Here is a 16,317-nt window from a genome sequence, read left to right as displayed (position 1 = left end):
ATTTTGATAGGATTTTTTTTTTATGAATAATTTTAGTAGAAGCTTACTAGAATATGAAAAAAAATAGTGTCAAAAAATTTGGAAGGGAATAGTATATAGTATAAAAAGTAAAAGAAAGAGTCAAGGAGGAGTGATCGATGGAAATTAATGATATCCTAAACGGATTCAATAATGACCCAGATTGTGACAGCGATTGCATAGACGATAGTTGTGGATTCGATGATTTCGATGATAACTTCGGATGCAGAGATGATGATGATCGCCATGACTGCAATAATAATTGTGGCTGTGGTAATAATAATCTTACTTTAATCATTTTATTATTAATTCTTTGTGGTTGTGGATCACAAAATAGAAATGGAGGATTTGGTAATATGTCAAGAAATAATTGTTGTTGTTGTTGTTGTTGTGAACAACCAAAATTTAGAAAATGCAAACAAACAGTCTATGTTCCAGAATGTGGATTTGGCAACATGGGATACGGAAACATGGGATACGGAAACCAAGGATTCGATGGTGGCAATGGATTCGGAAATGGATGCTGGTGGTGGATCATAATAATACTATTATTCTGCTGCTGTGGAAATAACGGATTCGGTGGAAACTGCGGAAACTTTGGAAACTGCGGAAATTGTTAATAAAAAATAATATATTAGGAGGAATTTAGTATGTCACACAGAAGATCATGTTGTAGTTGCTGTGATAAAACAGTCATAGTTTCACCTTTTGGTAATGAGGGTAATTTTAATAACCGAGGAGGTTGTGGATTCGGAAATGGATGCTGGTGGTGGATAATAATAATCTTATTATTCTGTTGCTGTGGAAATAACGGATTCGGTGGAAACTGCGGATGTAATGACGGATGCAATAACGGATGTAACAACGGTTTTGGTAACTGGTGGATTATTTGGATAATCTTAATACTATGCTGTTGCGGAGACGGAAATGGATTCGGATGGTAATCTAAACAAATTAATCAATTGCATGTAATTGATAGTTGTTGGAGGGCTTTATGCCCTCCAAAAAAAATGCCCAAAAATAATAACAAAATTGGTATTACATACATACAATAAAAGTAGAATACTTTGTAGGAGAATGAATATGAGCAAAAAAAGACATAAAAATCGTGAAAACGAATATGAAAACGGTCAAGACCAATTTAATAATTTTTCCGGCAATCCATTTGCGAATAATCCATTTGGAATAGATCCTAATCAACTTATGAGTATGCTAGGAAATGTAGATAAAGATAAATTAAATAACATAATGGAGTCAATGAGTAAAGATGGAGTAGATCTAAATTCATTTATGGCCCAAAATGGAATGAATCCAGGAAATAATGGAATGAATAACAATGGAGGAAATGGTAATCCTAACCCTAACCATAATCCTAATCCTAATTCTAATAATATGAATCCTAATCCTAATAATATGAATCCAATGGATATGTTTAATAATATGGGGATGAATAATAATATGGGGCCTATGGGGGCTATGGGTTCTATGAATCCGATGGCGATACTTAGTCAGCTCACTCAAATGGGGAACTTTAACAATCAGAATAACAGAAATAATGGAAATAAGAAAAATATCAAAAAAAATAAATACAATACTGGAGATGCTAACATGGATATGTTATTAGCTCTTAGAAATGCTGTAGACTCAGATAGAATAGAGTTTGTAGATAAAATAATAGGTATGTATAAAAAAGGTGATTTAGATTAAAAAATTGAATAAAAAATATTAATGCTGTTAATAATATAAATGTACCGGAGAAAGTATTCTCCTACATCTATATTAAATTGCATTTAATATAGTAAAACCCCCCATCCCCCTTTTAGGCCGCATTAAGCGGCCTTTTATTTTTTCATTATATTAGAAATTTTAAAATTTCCATCATCTGTTCTAGAAAGATTTAATTTAATAATAAAAGGAGTTTTTTTAGAATTAGACTTATCAAGTTTTTCGAAATTTAAAGTTACATCTAAAATAGTTAACACACCATTTTCATCAACTACTTTATCATAAAAAAATGCATCTTTAAAACTATAACTATAGGATTCTTTATCAAGTTGCCACAGTATAGAAAGAGCATCTTTATCTATATCCTGAATAAATATATCTGGAACTTCGGAAAGTTCATAATCAATAAGCATTAAATCTATGAATTTAATTATATTTATATATCCTATGTCTACAAAGGAATTGTTTGTTATGTCTATAAGTTCATCATTTAAAAGCATATAATTTTTAAATGTATCTTTTAAATTTATACAATTAAATGATTGTAACATTGGAGTTCTATTTAAATTCGAATCAAGAATTCCAACAATATTATTGTTTTGAGAATTTTTTAAAATAAATTTATTATTTTTAAATGTAAATAAATAAGTTATAGGTTTCTTATCTTTATATCCTTGTACTATAATTTCATTCGTATTGTTTCTAGATACATTTAATATTGCGACATTCATGGAATAAGAATCAGAAACATCTGATAAATAGTCAGATGAAGTCAAAGAACTTAATAAAATAGTATCATTAGAAGTTATTATTTGAACATCACCTCTATTTTTTTTATTAGTAATTTTAATTGTTTCAGGAATACCATCACCAGTTAAATCTATAGTAGATTCATCTTTTAATAATACAGGTGCATTAGTTTGAATATATTCATCATTATCTTTAAAAAATAAAAATGATACAAAAATAATAAAACATAATAAAAGTAAAATTATCTTTAAATTAAAAAAATTCTTCATTTAGAATAACCTCCTTCAATAAAGTATATGAAACATATATAATTTAATGATTATATAGGCAAACTATAATAAAGGAGGTACGTAAGATGAAGAAAAAAATTAGTATTATTTTACTTTTGATAATTACTTGTACACTAACAGCTGGATGTAAGAAAGGTTCAAAGAAAAATGAAGATATAAATTTATACTATAATAGCGAATTAACTAAATCATTTAATTTTGCAAAAGAAATAATTGAGGAATTTGAGAAAGAATCTAATATAAAGGTTAATATTAATCCAGTTAATAGTGAAAAAGACATTGAAAAAAATATATCAGAAGAAAAGGAAAATTCAGTTCTTTTATTAGATTATTACACTTATATAAAATTTGCAAATAAAAATTATTTAAGGGATTTAGGATATCTATATAAAAGTAAGGATACTAGGGAAAAGTTTTCATATATAACAAATATATATGGTATTTATAATGATAAATATTATGGAATAGGACTTATGCCATACTCTTTAGAACTTGTATATAATGAAGAGGAATTAAAAAAACTTGGAATAGAAATTAGTGACAATGATATGAAAGAAGTATTAAAAAAATTAAATGAAAAAAATATAAAAATACCTACGTATATAAAAAGTGAATATTCTAAAGAAGCTCTAATAAGTGCTTTAGTTGCAAATGATACTGTAATATATGACATATATAAAATGAATAAAGTAAGTGAGGTCGATGATAGGATATATGCCTTAGATAATGGTCAGGAAATATTTAATAGATTAAATGACTTATATAAAGATAATATTTTAAAAGAAGATATGTTTTTAGAAGAAGGAGAGGGAGCAATTAAGAATTTTAATGAAGGAAAATCACCAGTAGTTTTTATAACAACATTAAGTTCAAGCGATATAAAAAGTAATAATGAAGTGAAAGTAGTAAATAAAATGTCAATAGGTGATAATTATATAAATTCACCAGTTGGAGTAGACTTTATAGTATGTTCCTCAATAGGTAATAAAAAAAGTGATGAGGTAGATAAATTTTTAAGATATTTATTAAAGGAAGAACCATTTAATAAATTAAGTAAAAAAAATTGTATTTCAGGAAATAAAAAAGGAGATAGTAATCTCAAAGGAGTACAAGGACAAATGGCAAATAGTATTCATGCAGCATCTGAAATAAATATATTATATATTGATATGATTTCAAAAGAAAAGGGCAAAAAGATAGACAAAGAAGTTAAAAATGTACTAAGTGGGAAATATGATGGAAAAGAGTGGAAGAGAATAATAGAAAAATAAAAGCAGACTATATACTAAGTCTGCTTTTATATAAATTCTATTGACAATCCTTACAAAGGCCATAGAAATAAGTTTGGTTAGATAAAACTTTATAATCAGAATTTTTTTCTACTTCGGAGTTTAAGTGATCAAATGATAAATTCATTAAATCATCAACTCTACCACAACTTACACATTGAATATGAGGGTGAGAATCTGCATTACCGTCATATCTGAAGTTTCCTTCACCAACGTTTAATTCTTGAACTAAACCAACTTCAACAAGAGTTTTTAATGCTTTGTAAACAGTAGCAAGACTCATAGTTGGAAAATCTTCTTGAATAGCTTTATAAATTACTTCAGCTGAAGGGTGTTCAGAAGTACTCATCAAATATTTGTAAACAGCAAGTCTTTGAGGTGTTAGCTTAAGTTTTTTTTCCTTAAAAATAGCTGTAATATTATTCATAATTTACACTCCTTAATCCTTAATAATATTATTATATCGTTAATAATATATGAAGTCAATGACTATCAAAGAGTTATGATAATTTGTGGATAATCAATATTGATTAAATATTCCGAAAATAAATAAAAACTTTTACTTGCCATATTAAAAAAACAATGTTAAAATATAAACAAAGTTGTTAATTGATTAACAAATTCCGTGTTCATTTCATTTTATATAGAGCAGTGAATCTGTTCTATATTTTTTTTTAATAATTTTAATAATAAGTTAATTTAGGATTAAAAGTAAAAGATTAGTTGAATATAATATTTTAAAGTGCTAATATAAAAATATAGAGAGTTTAGTAAGGAGGCAGAAAATATGGCTAAATACAAAGTTGGAGACGAACTAATAATAGTAAATGATCCTACAAAAGAAAAACAAAGATTGAAAGAATTAACAAAGTTAACAGTAGATGATGATTATGCTCAAATATCATGGGGTATTAAAATATTAAATGTTGAGTATGATAAGCCAAACGTTACACTTACATATAGAAACATAAATGGAGAAACAAATAAAGTTTTTGCAGTATGTAAAGATATAGAAAACTTTAATCAAGAAAAAGTTTTAGAAAAAGCATTATTAAAGGCCTTCCAAAATGAAATAATTGATATTTCAGTTGGAAAGAATACTGGTATATTAAAATAATTAAAAAGCCACATGTAACATGGAAATTTTGTTATATGTGGCTTTTTAATTATAGAAAAACGAAAAAAATACTTTATTTTACATTAGAATTATTATATACTAATGGTGTATAATAATGGGTTCGTTTTCAAAAGGGTGGGGAGAAATTATGAATAATTGTCCATTTTGGTCTTCAGAATTTGAAGATGTAAAATGTAATTCTGAATGTCCTATGAAACAAGACTTAGAGAAAGATGAGGTTTGTGTTTTTAAGGAATATTTAGATGATGCTAGCCTAGGTTATGGTAATTTAGTAAATGTAAAAGGCTATAGAAATTTATAAAATTGTTATATTAAATAACATAGAAAAAGCAACATTGATACATTAGTATCAATGTTGCTTTTTTTTTATGAATAAAAGTTAGTTGCTGAGTGTAATAAAGTCTGTTTTAATGACCAAAGATTATCTGATAAATCTACTGGATATTCATGTGGATTTTCAAATCTTAATACTTCTGGCCAAAGTCTTTCAGTTTCTAAATTAGAGAATTCTCTAATTTCCATAACTGAAGGTGAAGTGTATATAGGTTTACCGTTATCGAATATCTTAACCATTAAATCCTTAACATAGTAATTTGTTATATTTTTCTTCTTCCAAGTATGTATAGGATGGAAAATAGTTAAAGGTAAACTTTCATCAATAACTTCGTCATGTAACATAATTAAATCAGCGATAGCTTTATGAGAATCTTTATCGAAGATTCTTACTGTCTTTTTAAAACCTGGGTTTGTTATCTTTTCGTTATTTTCACTTATTTTTATTTTAGGAATAATTTTTCCTTCTTTTTCAACTGCAACAAGTTTATAAACTCCGCCAAATACAGGTTCAGATTTAGCTGTTATAAGTCTTTCACCAACTCCGAAAGAATCAATACAAGCACCTTGAGCTAATACATCTGAAATTATATATTCATCAAGAGAGTTTGAGACTACTATTTTACAATCGCTATAGCCTGCATCGTCTAACATTTTTCTGCATTGTTTACTTAAATAAGTTATATCTCCTGAGTCTATTCTTATACCTGTTGGTCTTTTTCCTTGAGGTTTTAAAACTTCATCAAAAACTTTAATAGCATTTGGAAGACCAGATTTTAATACGTTATAAGTGTCGATAAGAAGTAAACAGTTATCTGGATAAACCTCAGCCCACGTTCTAAAAGCTTCATATTCTGTGTCAAATAATTGTATCCAACTATGAGCCATAGTACCAACTGCAGGAATATCAAAACGTTGGTCCGCTATAGTACACGCTGTTGAATCACATCCACCTACCATTGCAGCTCTAGCACCATATATAGCACCATCATATCCTTGAGCACGTCTTGAGCCAAATTCCATTACCGTTCTGCCTTTAGCTGCTCTACAAATTCTATTTGCTTTAGTTGCAATTAGAGTTTGGTGATTTATAGTTAAAAGAATCATAGTTTCAACAAATTGAGCTTGAACTACTGGTCCTCTAACTGTAACTAAGGGTTGATTTGGAAAAACTGGGTTTCCTTCTGGAACAGCCCAAACATCACATGAAAATTTAAAGTTTCTAAGATATTCTAAAAATGCTTCGCTAAAAATATTTTTAGATCTTAAATAATTTATATCATCATCTGTAAATTTAAGTGAGCTTAGATATTCTATAAGTTGTTCAACTCCTGCCATTATACAATATCCGCCGCCATCTGGAACTCTTCTGAAGTACATATCAAAATAAGCTATTTTATCTTCAATGTTTTTTTCAAAGTAACCATTTCCCATAGTTAATTCATAGAAATCAACTAACATAGTAAGATTTCTATTATCTTGAACATTAAAAGTTGTTATATTGTCCATAAGTCAACTCCTCTAAAAAAATACTTAAACCTATTGTACAACTTAAACAGAATTATTACAATATAGTTATTCCCTATTAAATATGGCAATAATCAAGAAGAAGGAGGGAATTTTTTTGATTTTAGATTCATATCAAAAAGAGGCTATCTTAGCAAAAGATAGAAATATATTAGTCGTAGCAGCACCAGGTTCTGGAAAGACAACTGTAATAATAAACAGAATAAGACACTTAGTTAAAGAATGTAATATATTAAATAAAAATATTATTGTAATAACTTTTACAAAGGCTGCTGCATTAAATATGAAAGATAGATATATAAAAACATTTAATACAAATTCTGCACCGTTTTTTGGTACATTTCATGGACTGTTTTATAAAATTTTAACTAGAGAAAACTATGATATTAGAATAATAGAAGGATTTAAAGTACATAGATTAGTAGAGAGTATTTTAAAAAAGTACTTTGATGATATAAATGAAGATAAAATAAAGGAAGTAATTAATAATATTTCATTATTTAAAAATTCAAGAGTTAGCATTGAAGATTTTAAACCATCGTTAACAAAAGAGATTTTTGAAGAATGCTTCATTACATACAGTAAATATTGTAAGGAAAATGGACTTTGGGACTTTGATGATTTAGCAATTAAAGTATTAGAATTATTTAAGGAAAATAAAAGACTTAGAGAAGGGTATAGAGGTCTTTTTAGACATATATTAGTTGATGAATTTCAAGATTGTGATGAACTTCAAATTGAGTTTTTAAAATTGATGAATGAGGATAAAGAAAATTCTTTATTTGCAGTAGGGGATGAGGATCAGTGTATATATTCTTTTAGAGGTTCTAGACCAGAATATATGGTAACATTTTTAGATATATTTAAGGAAGGAAAGAAATACTATTTATCAAAAAATTATAGAAGTTCTAAAAATATAATAGATGGAGCTAAAAACGTTATTGAATATAACAAAAAGAGAAATAAAAAAGAAATAATAGCTAATAAAGAGGATGAGGGAATAATAAAGGTTATGTCACCATATGATGAGAAAATTCAAGGTGAGCAAATAGTAGATGAAATTAAGTCATTAAAAAATAATGGTTATGATTATAAAGACAATATAATTCTTTATAGAACCAATATGGAAGCAATGACATTTATAGATGTATTTACTAGAAAGAAAATACCATTTACTTTATTGGATAAAGAATATAATTTTTTTGAGCATTTTATCTGCAAAGATATATTAACCTATTTAAAGCTATCTATTGATCCAAATAATAGAAGTGCATTTTTAAATATAATAAATAAACCTTTTAGATATGTAAGTAAAAATAATGTTGAGTATGTTAGAAGATTTAGAGAAGATAAAGATCCATTTCAAATTCTAATGGATAAAAAAGATACGCCACCTTTCCAAATTAAAAAGTTAGATGATTTAAGAAAAGATATAAACTATTTATCTAAGCTAAATTTAAATAGTGCAATACAATTTATAATAAGTGATTTAGGATATTTAGATTACTTAAAAGAGTACTGCGAAAAGTTTAATCAAAACTTAGATGATTTAGAGGAAATATTAGAAGAATTTAAAATATCAGCAAGTGAATACAGAACGATAGTAGATTTCTTTAGGCATATAGAAGAAGTAAAAGAAGAAATAGAAAATTCTAAGAATAGAAAAGATGAAGATAGAGTAATCTTAAGTACAATTCATAGAGTTAAGGGAATGGAATTTAAAAATGTATTTGTTGTAAATTGTAATGAAGGTACAATGCCTCATGCATCAGCAGGAGAAGAAAATATTGAAGAAGAAAGAAGATTATTTTATGTAGCAATTACAAGAGCTATAGATAATCTTTATGTATTATATCCAAAAACTAAGGGTGGAAAATTTAAGGAAGCTTCTAGATTTTTAAAAGAAACAGATTTTAAAATTGAGGAAGCAAAAAATTCTGATATTAAAAAAGGAACTACAATTTATCATAATGGACGCAAAGAACAAGGAATTGTTGAGGAATGCAGTGGTGATAAAATAAAAATACTATTTAGTGATGGCGTAAGTAGAACATTTTCTATTAAAGTTTTATTAGAACGAAACTTAATTATGATCATAGAATAATTAGATAGAGAAATTTTTCAGCTTATTATAATGTAAAAAGATGATATACTTATAATAGTTATGTTTAAAATTAGGTATAATTAATCATTTTAAATTAAAGTTTAAATCTAGGAGGAAAGAGGAATGGTTGATTTTAGAAAAGAAGCAAATGAAATAAAGAACGAATTAATAGATATAAGAAGAGATATCCATATGCATCCTGAAGTAGGATTTGAGGAAGTTAGAACTTCAACACTTATTAAAGACTTCTTAAAAAATGAAGGAATAGAATATGCAAGTGTTGCTCGTACTGGAGTGTGCGGAATAATAAGAGGAACAAAAGAAGGTAGTGGAAAGACTATAGGAATAAGAGCTGATATGGATGCACTTCCAATACAAGATAATAAAGTATGTGAATATAAGTCTACTGTAAAAGGGAAAATGCATGCCTGTGGACATGATGGGCATACAACAATATTACTAGGAGTGGCTAAGTTATTAAATAGACACAAAGATTTATTTAGTGGAAATGTAAAATTATTATTTGAACCAGCAGAAGAGACAACTGGTGGTGCAAGTATAATGATAAAAGAAGGAGCACTTGAAAATCCAAAAGTAGATAGAGTTATAGGACTACACGTTACTGAAGACTTAGAATGCGGAAAAATTAGAATAAAAAAAGGTGTTGTAAATGCAGCATCAAATCCATATAAGATAAAAATAAAAGGTAGTGGTGGACATGGTGCTGCACCAAGTGCAACTGTAGACCCAATAGTTATAGGGGCAAATGTTGTATCAATGCTTCAAACAATAGTAAGTAGAGAAATATCTGCTGTTAACCCTGCTGTTATTACAGTTGGAAGTTTCCACGGTGGAACAGCACAAAATATTATTCCAGAAGAAGTTGAACTTTCAGGAATAATAAGAACAATGACTGTTGAAGATAGAGCTTTTGCATGTAAAAGACTTAAAGAAATTGCAGAAGGTACTGCAATGATAGCAAGAGGATCAGCTGAAGTTTTCATAGAAGAAAGTTATCCTTGTTTAACTAATGATGATGATTCTGTAGACTTAGTTAAAAATGCTGCAATTAAAGTGTTAGGAGAAGAAAATGTAATAGAACAAAAGAATCCAAGTATGGGAGTAGAAAGTTTTGCTTACTTTGCAATGGAAAGGCCATCAGCATTTTACTTCTTAGGAACAGGAAATAAAGAAAAGGGTACAGATAAATCTGCTCATAGTAGCTTATTCGACATAGACGAAGATGCACTACCTTTAGGAGTAGCAATTCAGTGTCAATCAGCTTTAGATTATTTGACAATGGAGTAAATAAATATTACTCTAGAATAATGTAAATAATTAAATTAGAAAGTGATTCACTAAAGAAGTTTTATAAGTAGGAGTGATTAAATAGTGAGAATAGAAATAGGCGCAAATGAAGCGGGCCAGAGATTAGATAAATTCCTAAGAAAATTACTTAAAGATGTACCTTTAAGTGCTATATTTAAAGCACTTAGAAAAGGTGATATAAGAGTAAATGGAAAGAAACAAAAAGAAAAATATACACTTGAAATTGATGATGTAGTTGAAATTAGATACATTCAAAGTCAAAAGATGACTGAAAAGAAAAAAGATACTTTCATAAAGGTCGATGCAAGTGGATTAAAAACAGTTTATGAAGACAACAATATGTTAGTAGTTGAAAAGTGGCCTGGAATTTTAGTACATCCAGACTCAAACAAGAAGATACCAACACTTACTGACTATGTTTTATCATATCTAAATGAAAAAGGAGATTATACTCCAGAGACAGAAATAACATTTACTCCAGCACCATGTAATAGATTAGATAGAAATACATCAGGAGTAGTTATTTTTGGTAAGAATTTTGAAAGTTTAAGACAACTTAATGAAATAATTAGAGAAGGAAAAGTAAAGAAATACTATATGGCTCTAGTTAAAGGAAGAATAAAAGATGGCTTATACAAAGGTTACATATTAAAAAATGAAGAGACAAATATCTCAAGAATCTATGATAAAAAAGTTAAAGATTCAAAAGAGATATCAATGGAAATTAAAACATTAGAAAGTGATGGTGCTTTTTCTCTTTTAGAAATTGATTTAATAACAGGAAGAAGTCATCAAATAAGAGCTCACTTATCACATTTAGGAAATCCTATAATAGGAGACTATAAATATGGTGATAGGGCATTAAATTCACATTTCTTTAATAAATATGGATTAGACTATCAATTCTTATATGCATATAAATTAAATTTTAAGAATACAGATGGAAAGCTTGAATACTTAAAAAATAAAATTATAACTCAAGCATTACCACCAATATTTAAAAAGATTAAGTACGATACATTTAAAATTAGATTATAGTTAGGGGATTAAAAATGAGGGAAAAATCATCATCCACTAAAGGATTTATGATACTATCTATTGCAGGTATATTTGGGAAAGTATTATCAGCTTTTTATGTTCCTTTTTTAAACGCTATAATAGGTGATAGTGGTATAGGAATGTATTCTAGAAGTTATGACATATTTATGTTTGTCTATGCCATAACTAGTATGGGATGTCAACCAGCAGTTGCAAAGGTAGTAGCTGAACTTAGAGCATTAGGTAATGAAAGAGATGCTATAAGAGCATTAAAGATTTCTAGAAAAGTATATGGAGTTATTGGAGCGGTTTTAAGTATATTATTAATACTCTTAGCTTATCCATTATCAAATCTTGTAAAAATACAAGATTCAATGTATGCAATAATTGCATTAGCACCTAGTATATTCTTTACAGCTATATTATCTTCTTATAGAGGATATTTCCAAGGAAAAAATGAAATGACAGGTATTGCCGTATCACAAGTGTTAGAACAAATATTAAATGTAGTTATAAGTTTATTATTTGCAGGGCTTTTAGTTACTATAAGTACGCCTATGGGAAGTGCTGGAGGTACTATTGGTACTTCAGTTGGTGCTATATTTGCAGTTTTCTATCTTGTTCATATTTATGATAAGAAAAGATTTGAAGAAGAAGCTTTAAGATTAACAACTAGAGAAAGAAAAGTATCTTCTAAAGCTATTTTAAGAAAGTTAATAAGATATGCATTTCCAATAACATTAAGTGCAGGTATACAAAATCTTGGTGGAGTAGTTGATATGATGAATGTTAACTTAAGATTACTTCATGCAGAATTTACACAAATTCAATCTGCATCTTTAAATGGTCTTTTATATAAATATAAAACTTTAATTGGAGTACCACTTATAATAGTTACTGCACTTACTACAATAGTATTACCAGCTATATCAAAAGCTGCTGTATTAAAGGACAGAAAATCGCTTATAAGAAATTCTAATTTTGCATTTAGAATAACCTTCATAATAACAATACCATCAGCAGTTGGGCTTGCTGTATTAAGTAATGAAATATATACAATTTTATATAGGGACACAAGAGGAGCATATCTTATGCAACTTGGTGCTGTAATACTAATCTTTACAGCATTAGCTCAAGTTCAAAGTGTTATATTACAAGGTATAAATAAATTTTATCCTATGATATTATCATTTACTATAGGGATAATATTTAAAATTGCAGCAAACTATATTTTTGTTGGAATAAGATCTATAAATATAATGGGGGTATTAATAGGTAACTTCTTATGTTTTGTAATACCGGTTATATTAAACCATAGAATACTTAGAAGAAGTATGAAAGCTAGAATACCACTAATAAGAAATTGTGTAAAACCAATAATATCAGCAACTATAATGGCAGGAGTAATACTAATTTTAAGACAACCTGCAATTATATTAGGAAGCTTCTTTAGCAGCATACGTATAGTTTATATGATTTATACATTAATATATACAATAATTCTAGTTGGAATTGGTGGATTCGTATATGTTTATTTAATGATTATTCTAGGAGGAATAAGAAGAATGGACATAGAATCTATATCACCAAAAGTATATGGAATGCTTCCAAGATTTTTAAGAAAAAAATTATTATAAAAGAATATAATTTAATTTACATTTTAAAAGAGTGCCTATAAGTAGGCACTCTTTTATTATATAAAAAATACAGAGAGAAGATTTAAATCTTCTCTCTGTATTTTAAAATTTAAGCTTCCCCAAACTTTGAGTAATATATAAACAATAAGAATGTTATAAATATTACAATTAATATATCTAAAGTACTAAGAGGGAATAAAACTGTTTTAATAAATATGTTTAAAACTAAGAATGTTAATATAGCTAGCAAGATAAAAATAATTACATTAGTTAATGAAATATCTAAATATACAGCTTTCTTAACTTCATGTAGATTTATAATTAAACTACATATTGAAGTGATTAAAAGAGTTATGCTATATCCATATATATTTATACTTTTAATAGATGTAAATATAGATAGACATACTAAATCTAAAAATGCTATTATAAGAGAATTTCTAACAATTACGCCTTGCTTATTTAGCCCATTTAAGATACCAAACATTGTAGAGGCAGTAAAGAATATTGGAGCAGATATAGAAGCCATAAAAATGTATCCTCCAAGATCGCTACGTCCATAAAATAGACTGCCAAGATCTTTTGGTATTAAAGAACAAATTACAGTAGTTGATAATCCAAGTAAAAAAGCTATTTTCATAACTTTATGGATTCTAATAGATGCATCGTAGCTTTGCCCTTTACTTAAAGTCTGAGAAAGGTCTGGAATAAGTAACGTATTAATGGATCCAACTACAATTAACGGAATACCTATTAGAGTCATTGCCATACCAGTATATTTTCCAATCATAGCTAAAGCTTCATTATAAGCAAATCCAGCTCCAATTAATCTTCTTGGAACTATAAGTGTAGATACTGTTGAAAAAATATTATTTAAAAACCCATTTATGCAAAGCGGTAAGGAAATAATAAGTACATTAAATAAAAGCTGGGCTCTACTTTCAGCAGGTTTTCTAGATACAGGTAATTTAGATACGCATCGCCTATAATAAATGAATAGTAAAATTAAACTTTGAAGTTCTCCTATAGCAAGAGAAACGTATGCTAAAGTAACCAGTGTAGTTAGATTTTCAGTACTAAATGCATACACTAAAAGAGTTATTGTAACTATTCTCATAGCTTTCTCGAATATATCTATTAATGCGGGAACTTTAATTTTTGATGTACCTAAAAAATATCCTTTTAAAATATTAGATAAAGCTATAAAAATCATAGCAGGACAAGTAACTTTTATTGCATTTATTGTCCTTATATCATTTACACCATGTTTTCCTATAATAGGTGCTAGGAAAAATACTAAAATTCCAATGAAAATAGCCCATATAATATTAAATATGGCAACTGAATTAACTGTTTTAGTTAAGTTGTTACTTTCGCCTTTCTCGCTGTAAACAGCAGAGACTGTAGAAAGAGCAGCTACAACACCAGCTGTCATAAGACAAATAAATAAGTTATATATAGGCATTACTAAATTGTAAAGTCCAATTCCTTCTGCACCTAAAACTTTTGATAAATATATTGAGAAGGCAAATCCTAATAAACCTGTAGTTATATTAGAAGCTGTTAGCAATATTGAATTTCTAAAAAAATTATCTTTTGCCAAATTAAAATTCACCCCTTTATACTACAATAAATAATATTCATAAGAGTTATTATTTATACGAACTATTTATATATATAAATAAATGAAATAAAAGGAATAAAATATATACTATGTAAAATATAAATTTATTAATGGATATATAAGTTTTTTTGGAGGGGAAAATGAAGAGGTTTTTAAAATTTTCGATATTTTCTATTTTAGTAGTATCTATGTCGCTTATTATATATAAATATTCTAATAGGTACGATATCGATATAGAAAAAGATGGAATAAAAAGTGATCTATTAATAAAAGGACTTGAAGGAGCAAATTCCATATGTAGTGGGGATGGAGATGAACTATTTGTAGCATTTAAAAATGAAATAATAAATATTAATAGCGATAATAAAATAAATAAAGTATATAAAGATGTTAATCTAGATATAGAAGATATAATGTATAAAGATGGTTCACTTTATGTTATATCTAAGGATAAACTATTACTATTTAATGAGAATAATAGTAATGGCAAAGTTATTTTAGATAATATACCATTTGAAGGTGAAAATTTAGATAGAAAACTTTTGGATAATAAGGAGAGTATTTTAATTTCTATAGGTGCTAGTACTAATTCTGGTATTGCAGAAAGGGGTAAGCCATATGATACATATCCAATAGACTTAATATTAAATGGGAACAACTTTGGAACTGGAGAAACAGGTGGATTTAAACCTTATGGTGATAGCAGCAGAGAAGATGAAAAAATAGAAGGAAAGAAAATAGCAAACGCTTCAATAATATCAGTAGATAGAAAAACACATAAAGTTTCACTTTTTTCTTCTGGTATAAGAAATGTAAAAGGATATGATTTAAATAGTAAAGGAGAAGTAATTGCAGGAATTGCTGGTATGACTCCTTCTGGAACTAGAGGAGTTATAAGAGACTTCGATTATATTTATAAAATTACTAAAGGTATATGGTATGGATGGCCAGATTTTAGTGGAGGGGACCCTATAACATCACCAAGATTTAGTGATGGAGAAAAAATTAAACCTATAATAAAAAATCAACCTGAAAAGAAAACACCTACGCCTATGTATCAACATAAAAGCGTTAATTCTCTAGATGGACTTGTTGTTGATAAAACAGGTAACATTTTAGAAAAAGATGCAATAATATTTTATGATAATAAAGAAAAGACTTTATATTCATTAGATAACAAAAAAGTATTAAGCAATATAGTAACATTTGGAGATGAAACTAATATAGAGGATATAATAATTTCTAATGATAAATGTCTCCTTTTAGATAGTGATAAAGGTTATATTTATAGAATATTCAAAGAAGATAAAATACTTGGAGATAAAATACCATATAGCGTTATAATAATAACTAGCATAATTATATTACTTGGAGTTACTATTTTAGTTTATAAGATAAAAGCAAATAAAAAATAATTATATGAGCAGTTTAGATCCTTAAATCTAAGCTGCTCATCTTTATATATATGTAAAATAATGGTAATATTGATTTATAATATATTTACGGAGGGATTAT

The 16,317-nt window shown here is 27.5% G+C and carries 15 protein-coding genes; 11 read left to right on the top strand and 4 right to left on the bottom strand.

The window, feature by feature from the left end; all coding sequences use genetic code 11:
- Positions 1-137: 137 nt before the first annotated feature.
- From ACZ5TJ_RS11330 to ACZ5TJ_RS11320, 3 genes are all read left to right on the top strand, one after another.
- Positions 138-638 (top strand): hypothetical protein, encoded by a 501-nt coding sequence (locus ACZ5TJ_RS11330; RefSeq protein WP_464199777.1) that lies wholly within the window; start codon positions 138-140, stop codon positions 636-638.
- Positions 639-668: 30 nt separating this feature from the next.
- A complete protein-coding gene (locus ACZ5TJ_RS11325) occupies positions 669-962 on the top strand; it encodes a hypothetical protein (protein WP_464199775.1) in 294 nt (97 codons plus the stop codon).
- Between the two features lie 139 nt (positions 963-1,101).
- The gene (locus tag ACZ5TJ_RS11320) at positions 1,102-1,725 is read left to right on the top strand and encodes a hypothetical protein (protein ID WP_464199773.1); all 624 of its coding nucleotides are present in this window, start codon (positions 1,102-1,104) and stop codon (positions 1,723-1,725) included.
- 134 nt (positions 1,726-1,859) lie between these two features.
- Here the strand turns inward: ACZ5TJ_RS11320 and ACZ5TJ_RS11315 are convergent, their stop codons facing one another.
- Positions 1,860-2,762, bottom strand: a complete 903-nt coding sequence (locus ACZ5TJ_RS11315) for a hypothetical protein (RefSeq protein WP_464199771.1) — start codon at positions 2,760-2,762, stop codon at positions 1,860-1,862.
- Between the two features lie 86 nt (positions 2,763-2,848).
- On the opposite strand from ACZ5TJ_RS11315, the gene ACZ5TJ_RS11310 reads away from it, so the two are divergent.
- Complete coding sequence (locus ACZ5TJ_RS11310; RefSeq protein ID WP_464199769.1) at positions 2,849-4,054, top strand: extracellular solute-binding protein; 1,206 nt, start codon at positions 2,849-2,851, stop codon at positions 4,052-4,054.
- A 37-nt stretch (positions 4,055-4,091) separates the two neighbouring features.
- Here ACZ5TJ_RS11310 and perR read toward each other — a convergent pair whose 3' ends face one another.
- Entirely contained in the window at positions 4,092-4,499 is a 408-nt protein-coding gene (gene perR / locus ACZ5TJ_RS11305; RefSeq protein ID WP_039314115.1) for a transcriptional regulator PerR, read from the bottom strand.
- 360 nt (positions 4,500-4,859) lie between these two features.
- On the opposite strand from perR, the gene ACZ5TJ_RS11300 reads away from it, so the two are divergent.
- Positions 4,860-5,189 carry a hypothetical protein gene (locus ACZ5TJ_RS11300; RefSeq protein WP_039314117.1) on the top strand — a complete coding sequence of 110 codons (330 nt, stop codon included), beginning with the start codon at positions 4,860-4,862 and terminating at the stop codon, positions 5,187-5,189.
- Between the two features lie 148 nt (positions 5,190-5,337).
- Positions 5,338-5,511, top strand: a complete 174-nt coding sequence (locus tag ACZ5TJ_RS11295; protein ID WP_464199765.1) for a hypothetical protein — start codon at positions 5,338-5,340, stop codon at positions 5,509-5,511.
- 65 nt (positions 5,512-5,576) lie between these two features.
- Here ACZ5TJ_RS11295 and ACZ5TJ_RS11290 read toward each other — a convergent pair whose 3' ends face one another.
- On the bottom strand, positions 5,577-7,052 hold the full coding sequence (locus tag ACZ5TJ_RS11290; protein ID WP_464199763.1) for a nicotinate phosphoribosyltransferase: 1,476 nt from the start codon (positions 7,050-7,052) through the stop codon (positions 5,577-5,579).
- Between the two features lie 82 nt (positions 7,053-7,134).
- Here ACZ5TJ_RS11290 and ACZ5TJ_RS11285 point away from each other — a divergent pair, with 82 nt between their 5' ends.
- The 4 genes from ACZ5TJ_RS11285 to ACZ5TJ_RS11270 all read left to right on the top strand — a co-directional run bounded on the left by ACZ5TJ_RS11285 (position 7,135) and on the right by ACZ5TJ_RS11270 (position 13,178).
- Positions 7,135-9,174 carry an ATP-dependent helicase gene (locus tag ACZ5TJ_RS11285; protein ID WP_464199761.1) on the top strand — a complete coding sequence of 680 codons (2,040 nt, stop codon included), beginning with the start codon at positions 7,135-7,137 and terminating at the stop codon, positions 9,172-9,174.
- A gap of 123 nt (positions 9,175-9,297) precedes the next feature.
- Positions 9,298-10,482, top strand: a complete 1,185-nt coding sequence (locus tag ACZ5TJ_RS11280) for a M20 metallopeptidase family protein (protein ID WP_464199759.1) — start codon at positions 9,298-9,300, stop codon at positions 10,480-10,482.
- An 84-nt stretch (positions 10,483-10,566) separates the two neighbouring features.
- Positions 10,567-11,541: an RluA family pseudouridine synthase gene (locus ACZ5TJ_RS11275; protein ID WP_464199757.1), complete on the top strand. Its 975-nt coding sequence runs from the start codon at positions 10,567-10,569 to the stop codon at positions 11,539-11,541.
- 14 nt (positions 11,542-11,555) lie between these two features.
- Positions 11,556-13,178, top strand: a complete 1,623-nt coding sequence (locus tag ACZ5TJ_RS11270; protein ID WP_464199755.1) for a putative polysaccharide biosynthesis protein — start codon at positions 11,556-11,558, stop codon at positions 13,176-13,178.
- Between the two features lie 109 nt (positions 13,179-13,287).
- Here ACZ5TJ_RS11270 and spoVB read toward each other — a convergent pair whose 3' ends face one another.
- Complete coding sequence (gene spoVB / locus ACZ5TJ_RS11265) at positions 13,288-14,781, bottom strand: stage V sporulation protein B (protein ID WP_464199753.1); 1,494 nt, start codon at positions 14,779-14,781, stop codon at positions 13,288-13,290.
- A gap of 161 nt (positions 14,782-14,942) precedes the next feature.
- Here spoVB and ACZ5TJ_RS11260 point away from each other — a divergent pair, with 161 nt between their 5' ends.
- Positions 14,943-16,217 carry a PQQ-dependent sugar dehydrogenase family protein gene (locus tag ACZ5TJ_RS11260; RefSeq protein ID WP_464199751.1) on the top strand — a complete coding sequence of 425 codons (1,275 nt, stop codon included), beginning with the start codon at positions 14,943-14,945 and terminating at the stop codon, positions 16,215-16,217.
- Positions 16,218-16,317: the final 100 nt, after the last annotated feature.

The organism is Clostridium budayi (genome assembly GCF_055396605.1).
This window is presented reverse-complemented; position numbering and strand designations above follow the sequence as displayed.

Bases quoted from the DNA above. Each gene is read 5' to 3' on its own strand.
- ACZ5TJ_RS11330 (WP_464199777.1), top strand. From the start codon at position 138: ATGGAAATTAATGATATCCTAAACGGATTCAATAATGACCCAGATTGT.
- ACZ5TJ_RS11325 (WP_464199775.1), top strand. From the start codon at position 669: ATGTCACACAGAAGATCATGTTGTAGTTGCTGTGATAAAACAGTCATA.
- ACZ5TJ_RS11320 (WP_464199773.1), top strand. From the start codon at position 1,102: ATGAGCAAAAAAAGACATAAAAATCGTGAAAACGAATATGAAAACGGT.
- ACZ5TJ_RS11315 (WP_464199771.1), bottom strand. From the start codon at position 2,762: ATGAAGAATTTTTTTAATTTAAAGATAATTTTACTTTTATTATGTTTT.
- ACZ5TJ_RS11310 (WP_464199769.1), top strand. From the start codon at position 2,849: ATGAAGAAAAAAATTAGTATTATTTTACTTTTGATAATTACTTGTACA.
- perR (WP_039314115.1), bottom strand. From the start codon at position 4,499: ATGAATAATATTACAGCTATTTTTAAGGAAAAAAAACTTAAGCTAACA.
- ACZ5TJ_RS11300 (WP_039314117.1), top strand. From the start codon at position 4,860: ATGGCTAAATACAAAGTTGGAGACGAACTAATAATAGTAAATGATCCT.
- ACZ5TJ_RS11295 (WP_464199765.1), top strand. From the start codon at position 5,338: ATGAATAATTGTCCATTTTGGTCTTCAGAATTTGAAGATGTAAAATGT.
- ACZ5TJ_RS11290 (WP_464199763.1), bottom strand. From the start codon at position 7,052: ATGGACAATATAACAACTTTTAATGTTCAAGATAATAGAAATCTTACT.
- ACZ5TJ_RS11285 (WP_464199761.1), top strand. From the start codon at position 7,135: ATGGCAATAATCAAGAAGAAGGAGGGAATTTTTTTGATTTTAGATTCA.
- ACZ5TJ_RS11280 (WP_464199759.1), top strand. From the start codon at position 9,298: ATGGTTGATTTTAGAAAAGAAGCAAATGAAATAAAGAACGAATTAATA.
- ACZ5TJ_RS11270 (WP_464199755.1), top strand. From the start codon at position 11,556: ATGAGGGAAAAATCATCATCCACTAAAGGATTTATGATACTATCTATT.
- ACZ5TJ_RS11260 (WP_464199751.1), top strand. From the start codon at position 14,943: ATGAAGAGGTTTTTAAAATTTTCGATATTTTCTATTTTAGTAGTATCT.